The 21,593-nt window shown below is 32.3% G+C and carries 12 protein-coding genes; 8 read left to right on the top strand and 4 right to left on the bottom strand.

The annotated features are described in order from the left end of the window. Nucleotides 1-32: 32 nt before the first annotated feature. Together D1816_RS09580 and D1816_RS09575 are read left to right on the top strand one after the other, a co-directional pair. The gene (locus D1816_RS09580; protein ID WP_118502527.1) at nt 33-1,442 is read left to right on the top strand and encodes a hypothetical protein; all 1,410 of its coding nucleotides are present in this window, start codon (nt 33-35) and stop codon (nt 1,440-1,442) included. A 261-nt stretch (nt 1,443-1,703) separates the two neighbouring features. Beyond that, nucleotides 1,704-2,264, top strand: coding sequence for a TlpA disulfide reductase family protein (locus tag D1816_RS09575; protein ID WP_118502525.1), 561 nt, complete (start codon nt 1,704-1,706; stop codon nt 2,262-2,264). Between the two features lie 7 nt (nt 2,265-2,271). On the opposite strand, the gene D1816_RS09570 is transcribed toward D1816_RS09575, so the two are convergent. From D1816_RS09570 to D1816_RS09555, 4 genes are read right to left on the bottom strand one after another with little or no spacing between them, the layout of a single operon-like run. Continuing rightward, nucleotides 2,272-2,721, bottom strand: coding sequence for a sterol desaturase family protein (locus tag D1816_RS09570; RefSeq protein WP_118502523.1), 450 nt, complete (start codon nt 2,719-2,721; stop codon nt 2,272-2,274). Nucleotides 2,722-2,749: 28 nt separating this feature from the next. Continuing rightward, entirely contained in the window at nt 2,750-3,589 is an 840-nt protein-coding gene (locus D1816_RS09565; protein WP_118502521.1) for a phytoene/squalene synthase family protein, read from the bottom strand. 33 nt (nt 3,590-3,622) lie between these two features. Continuing rightward, complete coding sequence (locus D1816_RS09560; protein WP_118502519.1) at nt 3,623-5,116, bottom strand: NAD(P)/FAD-dependent oxidoreductase; 1,494 nt, start codon at nt 5,114-5,116, stop codon at nt 3,623-3,625. 19 nt (nt 5,117-5,135) lie between these two features. Continuing rightward, nucleotides 5,136-6,032, bottom strand: coding sequence for a MerR family transcriptional regulator (locus D1816_RS09555; protein ID WP_118502517.1), 897 nt, complete (start codon nt 6,030-6,032; stop codon nt 5,136-5,138). Nucleotides 6,033-6,583: 551 nt separating this feature from the next. On the opposite strand from D1816_RS09555, the gene D1816_RS09550 reads away from it, so the two are divergent. The 6 genes from D1816_RS09550 to D1816_RS09525 all read left to right on the top strand — a co-directional run bounded on the left by D1816_RS09550 (nt 6,584) and on the right by D1816_RS09525 (nt 21,410). Then, the gene (locus tag D1816_RS09550) at nt 6,584-9,622 is read left to right on the top strand and encodes a carbohydrate-binding protein (protein ID WP_118502515.1); all 3,039 of its coding nucleotides are present in this window, start codon (nt 6,584-6,586) and stop codon (nt 9,620-9,622) included. Nucleotides 9,623-9,757: 135 nt separating this feature from the next. Continuing rightward, nucleotides 9,758-10,648: a DUF1080 domain-containing protein gene (locus D1816_RS09545; protein WP_118502513.1), complete on the top strand. Its 891-nt coding sequence runs from the start codon at nt 9,758-9,760 to the stop codon at nt 10,646-10,648. A gap of 41 nt (nt 10,649-10,689) precedes the next feature. Beyond that, on the top strand, nt 10,690-12,309 hold the full coding sequence (locus D1816_RS09540; protein WP_147405022.1) for a ThuA domain-containing protein: 1,620 nt from the start codon (nt 10,690-10,692) through the stop codon (nt 12,307-12,309). 214 nt (nt 12,310-12,523) lie between these two features. After that, complete coding sequence (locus D1816_RS09535) at nt 12,524-15,664, top strand: glycoside hydrolase family 2 TIM barrel-domain containing protein (RefSeq protein WP_118502509.1); 3,141 nt, start codon at nt 12,524-12,526, stop codon at nt 15,662-15,664. 76 nt (nt 15,665-15,740) lie between these two features. Continuing rightward, a complete protein-coding gene (locus D1816_RS09530) occupies nt 15,741-19,994 on the top strand; it encodes a two-component regulator propeller domain-containing protein (protein ID WP_066319294.1) in 4,254 nt (1,417 codons plus the stop codon). Nucleotides 19,995-20,144: 150 nt separating this feature from the next. Next, nucleotides 20,145-21,410: a hypothetical protein gene (locus D1816_RS09525; RefSeq protein ID WP_118502507.1), complete on the top strand. Its 1,266-nt coding sequence runs from the start codon at nt 20,145-20,147 to the stop codon at nt 21,408-21,410. Nucleotides 21,411-21,593 lie beyond the last annotated feature (183 nt).

The raw sequence follows: 21,593 nt of genomic DNA, 5'->3' as shown, positions 1-21,593 counted from the left end.
TTTTATGATCTAATAATCATAAAACAAAAGCAATGTTTAAAAAATTAATTATTGGGGCACTGGCAATAGGTTTTGTTGCCGTCTCTTGTAGTGACGATGATGATAATCCAATCGCAGTTAATGCGGGTACAATTGTTGGCGGACCGTTTACGTTTGACGTGGATGGTGAAGCTGATATGGTAACAGGTATTACTCTAGATGGTAGTAATGCTGTTGGTGATAATAGTACTTGGATTGTTACCGATGATCAAGGTTTAATTCTAGGATTACCACCTACTTTACAAGCCTTAGAGGGTGTTAATTTTGATGAAGCCGGAGCTGGTACATGTTTAATCTGGTATGCACGTTATAATGGAACTGTAACAGGGTTAGAAATGGGGATGAATGCCAATAATGTTGAAGGCATGTTTGATCTTTCAAACTCAATAACAGTGGTGCGTAATCAAGTAGTTAATGCGGGTACTATTGTTGGTGGACCATTCGAATTTGATGTGGATGGAGAAGCCGATATGGTAACTGGAATTACACTGAATAATGCAAATGCCTTTGGAGATAACAGTACGTGGATTGTTACTGATGCTCAAGGCTTAATTCTAGGATTACCGCCTACATTAGAAGCTTTAGAAGGTGTTAATTTTGATGATGCAGGGGCAGGTACATGTCTAATCTGGTATGCACGTTATAATGGAACCGTAACTGGGTTAGAAATGGGGATGAATGCAAATGATGTTACAGGTATGTTTGACCTTTCAAATGCAATTACAGTAGTACGTAATCAGGTGGTTAATGCTGGTAAAATTACTGGTGGACCATTTGCATTTGATGTTGATGGTGAAGCTGATATGGTAAGTGGAATTACGCTAGATGCTACTAATGCCTTTGGTGATAATAGTACTTGGATTGTTACTGATGATCAAGGTTTGATTTTAGGATTACCACCTACATTACAAGCTGTAGAAGGTGTTAATTTTGATGACGCAGGAGTAGGTACATGTTTAATTTGGTATGCACGTTATAACGGAACGGTAACCGGATTAGAAATGGGAATGAATGCTAATAATGTTGGAGGTATGTTCGATCTTTCAAACCCTATAACTGTTGTTCGTAATCAAGTGGTTAATGCAGGGAAAATTTCTGGGGGACCTTTTACGTTTACAGTAGATGCAACTGCCGATTTTGTTTCTGGTATAACATTAGATGCTACAAATGCTTTTGGTACTAATAGTACTTGGGTAATTACTGATGAGGCAGGTGCGATACTAGGACGACCAGGATCTCTTGCTATGGTAGAAGGCGTAGATTTTAATGCTGCAGGAGTAGGAAAATGTTTTATATGGTATGCACGTTACGAAAATGATTCAAATATTACTACAGCAGCAACTGTTGCAGAAATTACAGGAACATTCGATTTGTCTAATTCTATTGAAGTAGACCGTCAATAATAGAATAATAACGATTACATATCGAACTAAATAGCCTATAACTTCTTAAAAAAAGGAGTATTAAAATTTAGTTCATTTGTTTTTTTGTTAGTTTTAAAGCGCAATCCTAGATTGCGCTTTATTAATTTGTAAAAGCATGTAAATAAAAACTACATTTAAATTTTAAGTATAAGTATAGTAAGTCGAAAAAGTTCTATTTATTTAACTTTGTAAGTTGTTTACTATTTTTAGACAAAATAGCTATACCTTAAATTTGAACTAATGAAATTCAATAAAAAAAACATATCGAATGCTATTTTTGTGATCATTTTGATCTTATTTTTTATACCTAATACTAGGGGGATGATGCAAATATTTCTTACTAGAATATTTTCTTTTAGTCCTGGGGTGGTAAGTGTTGAAGAAAGAAAGCAGGTGGCGTCTTATGATTGGAAACTACACGGAGTAAATACTGAGTCCATTGATTTTAATACAGCAAAAGATAAAGTCGTTCTAATTAATTACTGGGCAACTTGGTGCCCACCTTGTATCGCTGAAATGCCTTCATTACAAGAATTGTACAATGATTATGGAGAAAAAGTTGTGTTTTTATTTGTAACTAACGAAGTAGATGAAGATATTTCAAAGTTTATGAATGCGAAAAAATTTAATTACCCTGTATATAGGTCATTATCTGCACGACCAGAGCCAATGGTAAATAATCCAATCCCCCAAACATATCTTATTGATAAAAAAGGGAATATTATTATTGATAAAACAAATGCTGCTAATTGGAATAGTGATAAAGTAAGATCAACTTTAGATGAGTTACTTGCTGAATAAAAAATGGTTATTTTTTAAAATATTTAAAAGGAACAACTAACATTCCAAAACATTCACCTTTATCTTTACCTATATTTTTATGATGCATTTTATGGGCTCTCCTAACGCCTTTGGCGTACCAATTATTTGCATTTCTTAATAACTTAAATCTTTGGTGAATAAAAATGTCATGCACCACAAAATAAGCGATGCCATAGGCAAGGATACCAAGACCAATAGGAATACCTATCCAAAAACTTTCAGAATTGTGAAATAATATGCAGGACATACTTATAATAGCATAAAATATAAAGAAAAAATCATTACGCTCCCACCAGCTACCATGATCCTTGTGATGATGATCTTTATGTAACGACCATAAAAAACCATGCATTACGTATTTATGGGTAAACCATGCCATAAACTCCATAATTGCAAAAGCCGAAAGAAAAACTAATATTTGGATGAGAATTTTCACGTGTAAAAAATTTTATACAAAAATAAGTCTAAATTAGGTTTAATCTGTAATCAAAGTAAGATTTTGCAAGTAATCCAAATTTTTGATAATTGGGTACTCTTATTCTTGTGTTCTTTATCTCTAAAGATGGTGTTTTTTTAAGTTTATTCAATAATTTCTTATAATATATAAAAGCAGTGTAGACACCAAATTTAGCTTCAACAGGAAGCTTTAATATGCCTGAAAGACCTCTTTCAAAATCTTCTTCTATTTCTTTAATAATTTTTTGTTTAGAACTTTCATCTAATTGATTAAGATTTGCATTAGGAAAATATGTACGATTTAAATCTTCATAGTCTGCTTTTAAATCTCTTAAGAAATTTACCTTTTGAAAAGCAGAGCCTAAATGCATAGCGCTTTGTTTTAAGTCATTGTATCTTTGATTATCACCTTTAACAAAGACTTTAAGACACATTAGGCCCACTACATCAGCTGATCCATATATGTAATCTTTGTATTCTTTTTCGGTTAAATAATCGTTTTTGTGTAAATCTAAGCGCATACTTTTCATAAATGCTTCATATAATTCTGCAGGTATATTGTATTGGTGCACTGTTTTCTGAAAAGAGTTTAGTATTGGATTTAAACTAATTTTATTCTCTATTGCTTTGTACATCTCTTTTTCAAAATCATTAAAAAGAGTTTCTTTATTATAGTCATGAAAAGTATCTACAATTTCATCAGCAAATCTTACAAACCCATATATATTGTATATATCTTGTCTTATAGAATCAGAAAGCATTTTTGATGCTAATGAAAATGATGTACTATAAGAATTAGTAACAATTTTACTACAACTATAAGATACTGTATCAAAAATGGCTTTCATAGAGGGATAGAGTTTAGATTTATGGTATTAGGTTTATGTGGTAATAAGTTTTAGTTCTTTTGCTGGTTTATATTTTGCTTCAACTAAGCCCGCCACAAGTTTTCCTGAAATTAATGATGGGGGTACCCCAGGCCCAGGAACAGTAAGCTGTCCAGTAAAAAATAAATGCTCAACTTTTTTACTTTTTAACTTAGGTCTAAGAAATGCTGTCTGCAGAAGGGTATTGGCCATTCCGTAGGCATTTCCTTTATATGAATTATACTCTTTTATAAAGTCTTTTACACAAAAGGACTCTTTAAAGATAATATTATTTTTAACACTTTGATTTGTGAGTTTTTCAAAACGGGTGATTATTTTATCAAAATAGGATGCTCTTAGTTCTTCGGTATCTTCTATTCCAGGAGCTAAAGGAATCAAGAAAAAACCATTTTCATTACCTTCTGGAGCAGTTCCAGAATCTGTTAAAGATGTAAAATTCGCATAAAAAAGAGGGTCATTTGGCCATTTAGGATCATCGTAAATATCTTTTGCATGTGCATCAAAATCAGTGTCAAAAAATAGATTGTGATGATTTACATTTTTTAGTTTTTTATCAAAACCAACATAAAACAACAATGATGAAGGTGCAAATGTTTTAGTTTCCCAATATTTTTCAGAATATTGCCTGTATTTAGGTTCTAACAGAGTCTCTCCATGATGATAATCCGCTCCACATAGGACAATATCAGCTTCAATCAATTCAGAATTAACAATAATGCCAGTAGCACGACCTTGAGTCACTTCTATTTTTTCAACATTAGAATTCGTTAATATGACTACACCTAAAGATTTCGCTAATTTTTCCATTCCTAATATGACTTGATACATACCACCTTTGGGATGCCATGTGCCTAAACCAAAATCGGCATAGTTCATAAAACTATAAAAGGATGGAGTGTCACTAGGTTTTGCTCCTAAAAATAATACGGGGAATTCTAGTATTTTGATAAGTTTATCATTTTTAAATTCTTTGCGGACTTCTTTAGAAATAGTGCTAAAAAATTGACCAACGCGTTGTATGGTTTCTTTTGTAACTAATTCAAGAGGAGAAACTCCAGGCCTATAAACTAGGTTTTTTATAGCTATTTCGTAATTGTTCTGAGCCGTTTTAATGAATTTTTGAAGTTTTAGAGAGCTTCCTTTTTCTTCATTTTCAAAGGCTTGGTATATTTTTTCTAGGGTATCTTCTATTTTTATGTTTTCGTTGTCTTTAAAAAATACTTTGTATGCAGGATTAAGCTTTTCTAAAGTGTAAAAATCAGAAGCAGAAGTATTAAAATCATTAAAGAAACTCTCAAATACGTCCGGCATCCAATACCATGAAGGACCTATATCAAATGTAAATCCTTTCTTTTTTAATTGCCTGGCTCTACCTCCTATAGTAGAGTTTTTTTCAAAAATGGTAACATCATATCCTAATTGCGCGAGATAACAAGATGCTGATAATGATGAAAAGCCAGAGCCAATAATTGCAATTTTCTTAGACATATTTTAGATGATTGGGATGTTATAATTCTGCGATAAGATCATTAATAGAATCAAAATAACGATGATTAGTAGCGCTATTTTTTGAAAGATGTATAATCTGCTTACCAAGCATCCAAAATTCACTAATACGTTCAGTACAAATTATCGAATTGAAGTCTTTAACGTATTTATCGATATTGTCTTTTTCAGGTTTTATAGTAAAATAAGAAACGAATACACTATTGGTATGAAAAGAAAGCATACTTGGAAGACTATCTAAAGGAATACTTGGGCCTAAATAAATAGCCCTATATCCATGAAGTAATATTTCATAATTTATGTATAGTAAGCCTAATTCATGAATTTCATTTTCTGGAAGAAATAATACAAACGCTTTATCGGTCTTAGTAGGCTTGTTGTATTGTAATTTTTCAATATTAAGTAAAAGTTTTTGCTTGATTAAGTTTGTAACAAAATGCTCATGCGATGGATTGATCGTATCTGTTTGCCATAGTAAACCAATCTCTTTTAATAAAGGAATAAATACATCAATAAAAATCTGTCGAAAATTTCTTTTCTGAGATAGTTGCTCATATGTACCTAAAAACAACTCTAAATCATAATTGAGCATTGAAATTTTAAAGGAGTTTATAGCTTGGTTTTTTGAGCTGTTGTCAGAAACAATGCTTCTTACATATTCATTGATTTCTTGTTCATTCAATTTAGAAATTCTTGATATCTTATAACCACTGTTAACTAAATAAGTTACGTTTAGAAGTTTTTGTAAACTCTTTAAATTGTATGTTCTTATGTTAGTGTCTGTACGATTAGGAGAAAGTAAATTGTATCTTTTTTCCCATATTCGAATGGTATGCGCTTTAACGCCGCATAGATTTTCTAAATCCTTAATACTGAAAGTTTGTTTAATACTGTTCACCTTTTTCTTAGAATAGTTAAACAAACTTAGTTAAAAGAATTCATATATTTTTTCATTATTTGTTAAAATAACCGAATAAGTTGTTAAAAAAATAACTTTTTTATTAAATGTGTAGCAAAACTTAGGTTCAGGATATGGCGAATGGATAGTGTACTATTAGTGTAAATGATTCTGGTTTTTTAATTTGTATAGAACATTTGTTGCTATATTTTAATCATAAGATATACTTTTTTTTGGGACTAATATTTAACTTTATTTTCACTAACTCGAATATAAACACAAACATTAAAACCAATGAACAAAAATCAAAAATCTGGGTGGTCACCATCTAAGAAAACCCAATTGCTCATGTTGTACTCAAAACATGAAAACCTAACTAAAAGCCATTTAAAGAAGCACTCTAATCTTTATGTAATTTAAAGAATTCATTAAATGGTAATTAAAAATCAAATGTTCATTTATTTTTTTAAATGAATACTAAACCCTTTTTTCTTCTGTTAATGTGAAGAAAATAATTTCAACTAACGTTTTAACACAAACACTAACAAATCATGAAACTCAAAACTCAAATTATTTTAATTGTGGTCTGTCTGGCCATATTTAATGTGGCTAATGCCCAACGTCCGTTTTTTAATAAAAGCAAAGATCTTTTAATTGCTCAATTTGATAGTAAACCTGATCCAGATGATATCCATGCACAGGCTGCATTAGGATCTATGTTAGCACATAGTGACTTTAATGGTGTAAAATATTATGGGGTTGCAGGAGCTTATGGAAGACAAGGAGGACAATTTATTGATTCAGATGAACTATTTGATATGGTATTCGGTAGTGCTAATTGGACCGATGCCGATGCAGATAGAAATGGTTCGGTAACAAGAATCGCTAATAGAGTAGTCCCTATTCTTAATAATGGCGGTAAAGTTTGGGTCCAAGAAGCGGGCCAATCAAACATTACTCGTGATTGGATTGTAGAGGTGAAAAAAAGAGTAAACAATGATGTTGTAAAAAACAATGTTATTGTTGTTCAACACAGTGAATGGAATCAAAACCATGCGGATAATACGACTAATAAACCCGCAGCAAATCCTGTAATCATAAACTTTATAAAAAATAACTCTAGGTATTTTTATATAGATGATGGAAATGCACCTTTTGGAGGTTTTGGTGATCACGGACCGTGGGAAACTCCTGAATACAGAAGTAGAGATAAAAAATGGTTAAATCAAGCAAGAAACTCTCCCAATGCAAAAGCAAAACAACTTTGGAATGAAGCTACAAGAGTAGTCCTTAAAAGATATCCAGGAGGAGTGCCTTACGATTGGTCTTTTATGAAAAATGGAGGTATTGATTATTCTGACTGTGTAGAAAACTGGTGGATTTTCAATATAGGAAGTAATGCAGATAGTGTTACTAAATTTTGGAATAGATATGTAATCAATACCACAGGATCAAACCCAGATCCAGATCCGGATCCTTCAAACTGTGATAAAACATATGAAGAAAAAAATGGAATAGTAGCTGTTGAAGCTGAAAACTTTGTAAAGCAATCAAAAACAAAAGACAGAGAGTGGTTCGTTATTGGTGCAGGTACCACAGGAACTCCAACACCTGATCCTGATCCAATTCATTCAAATGGTGCTAGTGGAGGTAAATATATAGAATTATTACCTGATACACGTGTAACACATGGTGACCCATTGGTAACAGGAGTAAGTTTTTCAGATACTCCAGGAGTAGCAGCAATTGTAGATTATAAGATTAAATTTAATTCACCAGGTAAATATTTTGTTTGGGTAAGAGCACACTCTACAGGATCTGAAGATAATGGAGTTCATGTAGGAATAGATGGTAATTGGCCTGCATCTGGAGCTAGAATGCAATGGTGTACAGGTAAAAATGCATGGACTTGGGAAAGTAAGCAACGTACTGCAGCAAATCACTGTGGAGTAGCACAACAAATTTTTATCAATGTTCCTACAGCAGGAATACATACAATCTCTTTTTCTATGAGAGAAGATGGTTTTGAAATGGATAAATTTATTTTATCAAAAGCATATACAAAACCAACAGGTACTGGTGCAGCCCCAATTGCTGCAAATTGTGATAACCCAAATCCTAATCCAACTTCAATAGCTGTTCCAGGAACAATACAAGTAGAGAATTTTGTAGCTAAAAATGGAGATGTAAAAGCAGAAAATACGCCTGGTGGAGGACGAAACCTAGGTTTTATTAAAAATAACAATTATACAGAGTATAATATTAATGTTGCTAATGCAGGATCGTATAAATTAGAAGCGTTTACATCATCAAATGGTGTAGGAGGAAATATTGTAGCTTCGGTTGCAGGAAATAATCTAGCCACAATTGCCGTTCCTGTAAATAACGATTGGCATAATTATAGTACTCCGGTTTCAGGAAATGTAAATTTAGCTGCTGGGGTTCAAAAAATTCGATTTACATACACTGGTCCTGCAGGTTTCCTATTTAACTTTGATCGTGCAGTATTCACTTTAAATACTCCGGCAAACTCGGCTAATTGTAATGTAGCTCCTGCCAATTTAGCTGTTTCAGGTTCAAACGCTACTTCAGTAACGATATCTTATGCTAATACAGCTAACGATACACGTACTTTTGAATTAAGAGCATTTCCAAAAGGAGGATTTACAGGAAATATTAATACTGGTGGTGTTGGCTTTGCGTCTGGAGCAGCAGGTAGTACTTCAATAACTATGAATGGCTTACAGTCTGGAACCTCTTATGACTTTGTGCTAAGAGCATTATGTAGTGGTGGTACTCCTGGAGCAAGTCCGCTTGCACCTACTATTGTTGGAAGTACAACTGGTGGTGGATCAACTCCAACCACTTCAACAACTACATTAACACCTGTTAACGATAGTTATTTGCAAGGAAGTACTAATTTTAATAGTAATATTATTAGAATAGAAAACGGAAATAGAGTTGGATACTTGATGTTTGACCTTTCTGGTATAAGTGGTACAATTACAGATGCTAAATTGAAATTTACTGTTGCTGGAGACGCTGGTAATGGTAACCTAAATGTTAATTTAGGAAATTCTAATAATTGGAACGAAACGAATCTGTCTAATGGTAATAAGCCTGCTAACGGAGTACTGTTAGGTTCTATCAATAAGACATATACAATTGGCAATACTGAGACAGTTGCTTTACAAGCAAATTCAATTTCAGGGAATGCTGTGTCGTTAGTGCTTAATGCTACAGGAGGAAATGATTTCGCAATTGCATCAAAAGAAAACACTGCAGCTACTGTTCCACAATTAATAGTAACATATCAATCAAGTAAAACTGGTGATGATAATATAATAGCAAATGAAAATGCGATTATTATGTATCCGAACCCAACTACTGATGTGTTAAGACTTAATGGGGTTTCTGAAATAGCAAAAATAACTGTATCTGATATAGCAGGTAAACAAGTTCTTTTTGAAATGAAATCTAGTGAAAATGAAAGAGTTTTAGATGTATCTGGACTTCAGTCAGGAATGTACTTTGTAACAGTGCAGCAACAAAACCAAAATAAACGCGTATTGAGATTCTCAAAACGATAAAAATTAAATAAGAATACTATCCCCCATGCATGACAATTGATCATGCATGGGGCAGTATTTTAGATATAAATACTATTAAAACCTTAAAGCGTTTTTAGATAAACGTAGTATTATACTATGAATTAAACTTTTACAATGAAAAAACTTATTTATGTATTATTTATGGGGATGTTTGCTCTCTCTTTTGGGCAAAAAACTCAACAAAACTTTAAGGTTACCGAGAAATGGCAAAATCTATTAGATAAAAAACTTTCTAATTGGGAGGTGTTTATGGGAGTTCCTCATACATCAGTAGCACTAGAAGGTCATGAAAAGAGTGAAAATGTGCATCACGGTACTCCTCTGGGTCTAAATAATGATCCCAAAAATGTGTTTTCGATTGTTGAAGAAAATGAAGATATAATACTTAAAGTAACGGGCGAAATTTATGGAGGTCTAACTACAATACAAGAGTTTGAAAACTATCACCTTAAAGTTAAATTTAAATGGGGTGAAAAGAAATGGGAGCCAAGATTAAATGTAAAACGTGATAATGGTATCTTGTATCATTGTCATGGCGATCATGGTGCATTTTGGAATGTTTGGATGTCTGGTTTAGAATGTCAAATTCAGGAAGGTGATACAGGTGATTTTGTTACTCTAGTTAATGCAAGGGCAGATGTAATCTCGACCAAACTAAAAAAAGACTTGTATAAAGTTACTGGAGAAAATGATAAGACTATTACTTATGGTGCGGGAAATGGAAATCCAGGATATTGCCATATAAATACACCAAATGAAAAACCAAATGGAGAATGGAATACCGTTGAGGTTATATGTGTTGGTGATCAAAGTATTCATGTGGTAAATGATAAGGTAGTTATGGTGGTAAAAAATTCACGAAAAGTGATCAATGGAGAAGAATTAACACTTACAAAAGGCAAAATTCAATTACAATCAGAAGGAGCAGAAGCATATTATAAAGATATTCAAATTAGGTCTATTAGTAAATTTCCAAAAAAGTATAAAAAGCAGGCAAGGTTATAAGAACTTATAAATGATGTATTAATTTCTAAATAGATATGGTTATGTTACAATTAATTAAACTCACTTTTCTTATAACCTTAATGCCTTGCTTACTCTTGTCTGGAGAAATAAACGCTCAAGAGTTAGAAAAAGATGGATTACCAAAATTAAAAGGAAAGAAAGTTATCATGGTTTATGGTGGATGGGATGGTCATCAACCTAAAGTATTTACAGATAGAGTTCATGAATGGCTTAAAGAAGAAGGTGCTGTGGTAACGGTTTCTAATTCCTTAGATATATACACCGACGAAAAGAAAATGTCTGATACGGATTTAATTATCCAATATTGGACTATGGGACAAATTTCTAAAGAACAAGAAAAAGGATTGTTGACAGCTGTAAAAAATGGAACAGGTATAGCAGGTTGTCATGGTGGATTAGGTGATTCTTTTAGAAAAAACACGGATTATCAATATATGATTGGTGGTCAATGGGTTTCACATCCTGGAGGGAAAATTGATTATAAAGTAGATATTATACATAAGGACGATCCTATTACAAAAGGGCTCACGGATTTTAATATTAAAAATACCGAACAATACTACATGCATGTGGACCCTAATTCAAAAGTATTGGCAACAACAACTTTTAATGATCAACATAATAGTTGGATTAAGGGAGCAGTAATGCCTGTATCTTGGAAAAAACATTTTGCAAAAGGACGTGTATTTTATTTATCTATTGGTCATGATCCTAAAGACTTTGATACCCCCAGTGCATGGAAATTATTAACTCGTGGAATCAGGTGGGCAAGTGGAAGTAAATATCAACCAAAAGAACAAACGGTTAAACCAGTATATCAGTCTAATACAAAAACTACCAAATGGGGTAATTTAATTGATAAAAAACTGTCTAAATGGGACATTTTTATGGGAGCGCCACATTCTTCGACCCAAATCGAAGGATATGAGAAGTTTGACGATGTTACTAAGGGTAAGCCAATTGGACTAAACAAAGATCCCAAAAAGGTGTTTTCTGTAGTTCAAATTAAAGAGGAAGAAGTTATAAAAATTACAGGCGAAATTTTTGCAGGCCTAGTAACAAAAAAAGAATACGATAACTATCACTTAACTTGGAAATTTAAGTGGGGAGAAAAAAAATGGAAACCCCGATTAAATAAGAAAAGAAATAGTGGTGTGTTGTATCATAGTGTAGGTGATTATACTGATTTTTGGAATGTTTGGATGACTAGCATAGAATGTGAAGTACAACAAACAGACTGTGGCGATTTAGTAACTTTAGGAAATGTAAAAGCTAAAAGTCCCGCAATAAAAAAAGATAAAAAATATTATTATACTAAAGGAGCTGATCTAGTTGATTTTTCATGGAATAAAGGTTTTGAAACTGGAAGGTGTTTTAAGCAAAATGATCCAGAAAAAAAACAAGGAGAATGGAACACTATGGAGTTAATTTGTGTTGGAAACAAATCGATACATATTTTAAATGGTGTAGTGGTTATGGTTGTTGTGGATCCCATGGTTAACCTTAAAGGAGAATGGAGAGCAATGAATAAGGGTAAGATACAAATACAGTCAGAAGCTGCAGAGGTGTATTATAAGGATATAGAAATTAAATCTATAGCTACTATTCCAGAAAAATATGCAGGTATAACCCAATTATAGAGTGGGTAAAGAAAACATTTTAACATGTTTCTAGTGTTGAATATACTTAAAGAAAATTGCTTTTTGGCGCACAAATATCTTTAACTATAAATCATATGATTGATTTTATACCTCATATGTTTAAATCAATGAATCTCTGTACATGAAAGGATGAAAACCAAATAATTGTTTGATATATTTCGATATTTAAAAATATCAAAAAGCAATTTATTCGATGATGAAGAACTCCTTTCTCATAAGTGTGTTTTTTTTAACCTTACAAGTATTCGCACAACAAAACGATTGGGAAAACCCAAATGTTATAGCAATTAATAAACTTCCTGCAAGAGCTACAATGTACTCTTTCTCGTCAGAATCAAAAGCATTAGATTGTGATAAATCGAAATCTGGTAGAGTAATATCACTTAATGGAGATTGGCAATTTAATTTCTCAAAAAATCCGTCAGTATCACCCAAAAATTTTCTGCAAGACAACTTCAAGGATTGGACACGAATTTCTGTTCCTTCAAATTGGGAAATGAAAGGCTTTGGAACTAGAGTATATACAAACTCTAAACACCCATGGGGTACTAATGATTATCCAAATATACCAGTAGACAATAATCCAACGGGAATTTATAAAAGAACCTTTACAGTACCTTCAGACTGGACAAATATGAATGTTAGGATTCATTTTGGAGGAGTGTCTTCAGCTTTTTATGTATGGATTAATGGTCAGAAAGTTGGATATAGTCAAGGTAGTAGACTGCCAGCAGAGTTCGATATCACTCCTTTTCTTAAGAAAGGAAAAAATACTGTCGTTACCAAAGTGTATAAATGGTCAGATGGATCTTATTTAGAATCACAAGACCATTGGCGTTTAGCGGGGATGCATCGCGATGTAATGTTATTTGCAGAGCCTAAAGCATCTATTGCCGATTTTTTCGTTAGAACCGAACTAGATAAGAACTATGAAAATGCAATACTAAAAGTTCGACCTAAAATAACATTGCCTAAAGGTGTAGATGCAAAAGGATATACGCTTATTGCTAATGTGTATGATGGTCAAAAGAGTATTAAAAGCCAATCTGTTACTGTTGATGAAATAACAGGTTATTGGTGGGATCAACGTTGGACTCCTAAGTTTGATTTTATACATATGGAAATTACAAACCCTAATAAATGGAGTGCAGAGACACCAAATCTATATACACTTGTTCTTTCATTAGTCGACAAAAATAAAAAGGTGATTGAAGTTAAGTCAACAAGAGTAGGTTTTAGAAAATTTGAAACTAAAAATGGAATCTTAACGGTAAATGGACAACCTATAAAACTATATGGGGTGAATCGTCATGATCATAATGCCAAAACAGGAAAGGTGGTTAGTTATGAGGATATGAAGAGAGACATGGAATTATTAAAGTTATATAATTTTAATGCTGTAAGGTGTAGTCATTATCCGAATAATCCTGAATTTTATGATTTATGTGATCAATATGGAATTTATGTGATGGACGAGGCTAATGTTGAGAGTCATGGAGTTCGAGGGGAACTTACTAACAACCCAAAGTGGAGTCAAGCATTTTTAGAACGCGCCATTAGAATGGTTGAGCGAGATAAAAATCATCCCTCTATATTTTCATGGTCATTAGGTAATGAATCTGGTGTTGGACCTAATCATGCAGCCATGGCAGGATGGATTAAATGGTACGATAACGATAGGATTTTACATTATGAAGCTGCGAATGGTAGCGGAGGAGAACTTTCTCCTCAAACTAAAAATACACCTCCGGATAATTATGACTTCGTTGATATTATTAGTAGGATGTATCCCACTCCAGATGAGTTTAGAGAAATGGATGTATCACAAACTTCTAAAAAACCTGTAATATCATGTGAATATTCACATGCCATGGGCAACTCTAATGGCGGACTTAAAGAAATATGGGATATTATTCATAACAATCCCCGTTTAGCAGGAGGATTTATTTGGGACTGGATGGATCAAGGGATATTGGTTAAAGAAGATAATGGTTGTGAACAATTTGTATATGGTGGATATTTCGGTAGTAAAATAAATGATGAAAATTTTTGTATTAATGGTGTTATTAATGCAGATCAAACGGTAAAACCTGTAATGTATGAGTGTAAATATGTTTTTCAGCCCATTGTTTTTTCAGAATTAGATGATCTTAAAAAAACAATTAAAATTACAAATCGACATTCATTCTTAAATACATCTATATATAACTTTGTCTTTGAACTCTTAGAAGACGGAATAGTGGTGGATAAAGGAAATCTTAATCTTAAAGAATTGACATCATTTACTAGCGAAACGGTAACGATTCAAAGTGATTATGTTAGGAAAGAAAATAAAGAGTATTTTTTTAATTTTTATGCTAATTTTAAAAAAGCTACTCCTTGGGCAAATGCAGGGTACACAATAGCCTCAGAACAATTTGCAGTGGTTCAAAAAAATAAAATTGATATAGAATCTTTTAAAAGTGATTCAGGAAAAATTACAATAAAAGAATCTGGTAAAGAATTGATAGTAAGTAATGAAAAAATTTCTATTGTTTTTGATACTGATATGGGAGTGCTAAGTTCGTATACGTATGAAAATAATAAACTTGTGCAAAAGCCTATTCAACCTAATTTTTGGAGAGCTACTACCGATAATGATCGTGCTGTAATTCAAAGAATAGAGGGAATAAAAATCTGGAAAGAAGCTAGTACTAATCAAAAACTGATTGATTTTGATTATGATACTCTTAAAGATGGAACAGTACAAGTAAATACAAAACATCAATTAGCAGGCACTGCATTATATAGTACAACCTACTCGATAAGACCAAATGGTTTAATTAGTATTGATAACACATTACAGGCCCCAATTAATTTAGCAAATATACCTAGGGTAGGATTACAAATGGAAATACCGAATCAGTTACAACAAGTAAAATGGTACGGTAAAGGGCCTCATGAGAATTATATCGATAGAAACAGTTCTTCTTTTGTAGGACGGTATGATGCTACGCTAGAAAACTTTGGCGAATCTTATGTATATCCGCAAGAATATGCAAATCGTACAGATACTAGGTGGGCACAATTTGTTGATAATACAGGTAAAGGATTGCAAATAGAAGGAGGGCTTTTTGAATTCAGTGCCTATCCATATACTATAGAAAACCTTGAAAATGCAGAATTAGTTTGTGACTTGAAAAAGACTAACGGAATTACTATTACTATTGATCATAGACAACAAGGGGTTGCAGGATATAATTCTTGGAGTCTTAAAGCTGCTCCATTAAAGAAACATAGTATTCCGTCTAAAACATATGAATACTCTGTAAGATTAAAACCAATAGGATTTTAATACAGTGGTTAGGGTAACTAAGATTAGAATTGTTTGTTTTTAATTTAATACATTTAAGTAATTTAATAATTGGCGTATGAATATCAGTACCTATAAATTTTCTTTACTATCGATCATATTTTGTTTTCTCATTGTAGGATTTGAAAATGTATGTTATGGGCAAGACCCTGTATATTTTGAGCATATTACAACAGACGATGGATTGTCCCAAAGTGATATCAATGCAATATATCAGGATCATAAAGGATTTATGTGGTTTGGTACTCATGACGGATTAAATATGTATGATGGTTACAAGTTCTCTGTGTATAAACCAGATGTAAATCAAGAAGGTAGTATTAGCAGTAACTTAATTTATGCAATTAATGGAGATAAAGACGATAACCTATGGATAGGTACAACAGGAAGCGGATTAAACTTTTTTAACCGATCAACTGGAAAATTTACTCATTTTAAACATGATGAGAGTGATAAAAAATCCCTTAGCAGTGATCATGTTGCCTCTATATATATCGATAAGAAAAACCGATTATGGGTGGGTACTACTAATGGATTGAATATGGCAGATCTTACTAAACCTGTTGATTCACTCAGTTTTCAATATTTTAATCCAGAGCAAGATCAAGTAATTCCAAACTGGCAAGAGAATTGGTTTAATACAATTTATGAAGATCGCAGTGGACAATTGTGGGCAGGTGGGCACGCAGGAGTTTATAAGTTGTCAAGAGATAAAAAAGGTGATTTTTATTTCAAATTAATGAATGAAACTATAGGTCTACCCAATATACCTGTAAAATGTATGGGAGAAGATAAAACCGGGCGATTACTTATTGGTACAGATGTCGGTTTATATTGTCAATCCGGAAATCAGGAATCAGGAAAAGTATTTCAACTTAATTGGGCTTTTATTAATGAATTGTTAGTAGATAACAATAACAATATTTGGTGTGGAACAAATGATGGATTAATATATTTTGATAATTCTCCTAAAAATGAATTTCCCAAGTTTGTTCAAAAGTTTACATATGATTTAAGAATCCCCAATAGTATAACTAAAAATATCGTTAAATCATTATTTCTGGATAAAACAGGAATTATATGGGTAGGAACAAACGGAGGAGGAATAAATAAGTTTGATCCAGAAAGAAAACAATTTAGACATATCCGAAAGACCTTAGATCCAACAAGTCTTAGTTATGACAAAATAAGATCAATGTACGAAGATAGTAATGGTACATTGTGGATAGGTACAGAAGGAGGAGGTCTTAATATGCTTCCTAAAGAAAATAATAATGACCAATATACGGGCTTTGTGAATTTTGAAACTATAGGAAATTCTTTTGCTATTACAGAAGTACAAACTAAAAATAAAAAAACACTTTTTATTGGAGTAGAAAATGATCCAGGCCTATTACTACTTGATATTACTGATCCTAACAATATTAAAGAGGATGATGTGGTTCCCGTTACCGATATTAATCATAGTGTTTTTGCATTATTAGAGGATCATCAAAAAAATATATGGATAGGAACATATGGTCGAGGGATACACCGATGGATTAAGAAAGAAGATGACGATTATGAAAAAGATATGCTTATAGAAAATTCTTCAAAAGCAATTGCGGTTTCTAACAATATTATCAGAGATATTTATGAGGATAGTCAAAAAAATATCTGGTTTGCTACAGGAAATGGACTTAATCGATTAACAAAAGATGAAACTACAAAGAAATACCCCAAGTTTGATATTTTTAAGAATGTTGATGGTGATTCTACTACAATCAGTCATAATTATATTTTAACGATTTATGAAAGTAGTGTAGGCGATATATGGGTTGGAACCTTTGGTGGTGGACTTAATAAATACATTAGACCTTCAGGTGTTCAAAAAGAAGGATTCGTTTCATATACAGAAGCAGATGGTTTAAAAAATAATGTGATCAAAGGAATTTTAGAAGATGAAGAAGGTCATTTATGGTTATCAACCAACCAAGGACTATCTAAATTCGATCCCATAAAAGAAACGTTTAAAAATTATGATGTAAATGATGGTTTACAGAATAATGAATTTCAAGAATTGGCATGTTTGAAACGTAATGATGGTGAAATGCTTTTTGGAGGAGTAAATGGTTTCAATGCATTTTATCCAAAAAATATTAGAGAGAACACATTTAAATCAGAAACCGTTATTACAGATTTTATGATTTCTAATAATTCTGTTCAAATAGGAGAAGAGGTAAATGGGCGAGTTATCTTAGAAAACACTATAAATAATACAAAAGAGATTCAGTTAAAGTATTGGGAAAATAGCTTTTCTTTTGAATTTGCAGGACTGCATTATGCGGCTCCAAGAAAAAATCAGTTTGCCTATATGTTAGAAGGGTTCGATAATCATTGGATACAGACTACTGCTGATAAACGATTTGCAACATATACTAATTTAGAACCAGGAAAATATACACTTAAAGTAAAAACATCTAATAACGATGGATTGTGGGATGAAACCCCCTCAGAGCTAAAAATTGATGTTGTTCCGCCTTTTTGGCGCACTAAAGGAGCTTATGTCGTGTATTGTTTATTTGGATTAGGATTATTAATTGGTTTTTGGAGAAATACCATAAATCGAACGAATAGAAAACATCAATCTACCCTCGATGATCTGGAAAAAGATAAACACGAAGAGGTACAACAGATGAAACTAGAATTCTTTACAAATATCTCACATGAGTTTAGAACACCATTAACATTAATCAAAGGACCTCTTGAGTATTTGCAAAAAAGCGGTAGTAATATTGAAGAATCGGTATTACAAGAGCAATATGGCTTAATGCATAAGAATACAGATTATTTACTGCGACTAGTAAATCAGTTATTGGATTTTAGAAAGATGAACCAAGGAAAAATGCGCTTAGTCGTTCGACCAGGTAATGTAACTGATTTTATAAAAGAAGTCGGAGAACCTTTTCAGTTTTTGGCGCATAAACAAAAAATTGGCTTTGCAATAAATACAGCTAACCCATCTTTAGAAAGTTGGTTTGATCATGATGCTATGGAGAAAATCATGAATAATTTGTTATCCAATGCATTTAAGTTTACACCAGAAAATGGATCCATTTCAATTAACATTTCAGAAGACAACGAATTACAAACAATAGGTGTTTTAAAAGCAAAACCTGATCGAAAAAGATATGTTGTCATACAAGTAGAAGATTCAGGACCAGGAATATCTAAAAATAAGTTAGAAAATATTTTTGATAGATTTTATGTAGCAAAAGATAAAGACAAGGTAAATCCAGAAGGAGTAGGTATAGGACTTTCGTTTGTTAAAAATCTAGTAGAACTTCACCAAGGTAGTATATCGGTAATCAGTGAACGAAAGAATGGAACTAATTTTATTGTAAGACTACCAATAGATAAAGAATCTTATGAAAACATTCAAGGAATAAGTTGTAAAGAAATTTCTGAAAATGATTTTCTAATGCGTTCTTCGGAAAAGGAATCATTTGCCATAGGTATTAATGATGAATTAGTAGATCAGGATTTGTCAAAATCAAGATCAAAATTACCAGTATTATTGATTGTAGATGATAATGCAGATATAAGAACTTTTATTAAACAGGCATTAGGTGAAAATTACGCTATTCATGAAGCAGAAAATGGAAAACAAGGCTTAGAAATGGCAATTAAAATAATACCTAATATAATCCTTACAGATGTACTCATGCCCGTCATGGATGGAATAAAGTTTTGTAAAAATCTGAAAACAACAAAAGAAACAAGTCATATCCCTGTCTTGATGTTAACAGCAAAGTCTTCTCAAGAAAGTGAAGTTCAAGGTCTAAAAATTGGAGCAGATGACTATATCAGAAAACCTTTTGATATGGAATTGTTACAATTAAAGCTATCTAATATTATTCACCAGCGTGATCAGTTAAGAAAAGTTTTTAACCGAAAAATTACACTACAACCCAATGAGGTTACAGTAACATCTGCCGATGAAAAATTCTTACAAAGAGCAATCGAGATTGTAGAAAAACATATGATGAATACAGATTTTAATGTTGAGATGCTTGTTAAAGAAATGAGTCATAGTAGAAGTAATTTATATCTAAAATTCAAGGAATTAACAGGACTATCCTCTAGTGAATTTATAAGAAATATACGATTAAAAAGAGCAGTACAATTACTAGATCAAAGTGATATGTCGGTAAAGGAGATAATGTATATGACAGGTTTTAATACTGCATCATATTTTTCTAAATGTTTCAAGAAACAATTTGGGGTGGTTCCAAGTGAGTACGTAAGGCAAATTGAAGGGTCAGAAAAATGAATTTAACATAAAAAATGTTAAATTATTATCATTAATGAGTTTTTTGGATGTGTAAATACATATGTGTTATGTTTTTGAATGTACAATTGTCAATTGCGTGATCCGTGATTTTATATTTAAGGTAATATAAACCTTAATTATAACACAAACATGAAATTAAAATTTGCTATTAAAACATTGGCTATTTCAGTATTGCTAATAACTATATTTTCTTCGTGTGAGAATGAAGAAATAAATGAACCTACAAATGCTATAGAAATATCATCCAAAGCATCAGTAACCCTTCAATGGGACGGTAACCCAGCAACATTTGCAAATGCATTAACTCAAGCGGTAAGAAATGCTGGTGCAGGAGGTACGGTTACATTACCAAATAGAACATATAGAACCGATAGGTCTGTATTCTTGCCTACCGATATTCCTAATGTTACCATAACAGGTGCAACTAATAGAGATAATGTTCGAATCGTAGCCACACGTACTTTTAATACACCAGGCCTTGTTGTTACAGGAGCTAACGGAACTATATATAGAAATATGACCGTAGATTGGGCAGGATTAGATAATAATTCGGTAGCTGTAAGTTCACAAGGTAAATCAGGAGTACAAGCTTATAATATGCGTTTTGCAAATGCAGGACAAGGCTTTGGAACACCAGACAATAGAACAGGATTGCCAATTGATTTTTTGGTTGCCTCTAACTGTGAATTTAGAAACTGTGCGAGAGGTATACTATTTAACAGAAATTTTAGCAGCACTCCAGTAAGTAGCATTGGCAAAGTAATTATTAGGAATTGTCAATTTTTAGGAGATCAATTGGCAGGTATTAGTATTGATTGTGGAAACGATGGAGCGGATGGAAGAGAAGATTTGAGGATTTTACCACGAGCGGCTGAAGCAATGGGAATTGTAACCGATATGAATGGTATGGAAATCTCTGGGTGTTTTTTTCAAAAGGCTCAAAACTTTAATTTAGCATTTGCTAAAGTAAAAAACATACAGGTTTTTGGAAATACCTTTGAAGGTACCACAGGAGCAGTTAGATTTACTGAAGCTATAAATATAGAACATGAATCTAATGGTATTAGCATTAACGGAAATAATATCAGCAATTTTGCGCAAGGCGATCATAATTATATTTCAGTAATTACTTTTAGAGATTATGGCAATGCCCCTTTATTTGAAAATGGTTGTCGTCGTATTTTTATCAATAACAATACATTTAGTGGTAATTGTGGAAGCGGTATCATAGGAGAAGAAGCACAATTTGTGGATATTTTTGACAACAATTTTAATTTCCCTCTTCCGGTAGGAGATCATGTTAATTTCTTTAGATCAGATAGAGGAAATAGAAATATAAATGTGGATAGGAATACAAATACACCTACTAACAAAATAAGAATAACAACTTTTTAAGATGAATACTATTCTTTTTTAATTTTTAAACAGCACTAGTAATAGTGCTGTTTTTATGTAATGATTAATCATTTATGGTAAATAATTGGACATTAAAGAAATGATAGTAAAATCAAAATATGCATTTTTAAACTTTATTTTTATAGCATATCATCATTTAGGCATACGAATCATTTAAAACCA

This window comes from Aquimarina sp. AD10 (assembly GCF_003443715.1).
Classification (GTDB): Bacteria; Bacteroidota; Bacteroidia; order Flavobacteriales; family Flavobacteriaceae; genus Aquimarina; species Aquimarina aggregata.
This window is presented reverse-complemented; position numbering and strand designations above follow the sequence as displayed.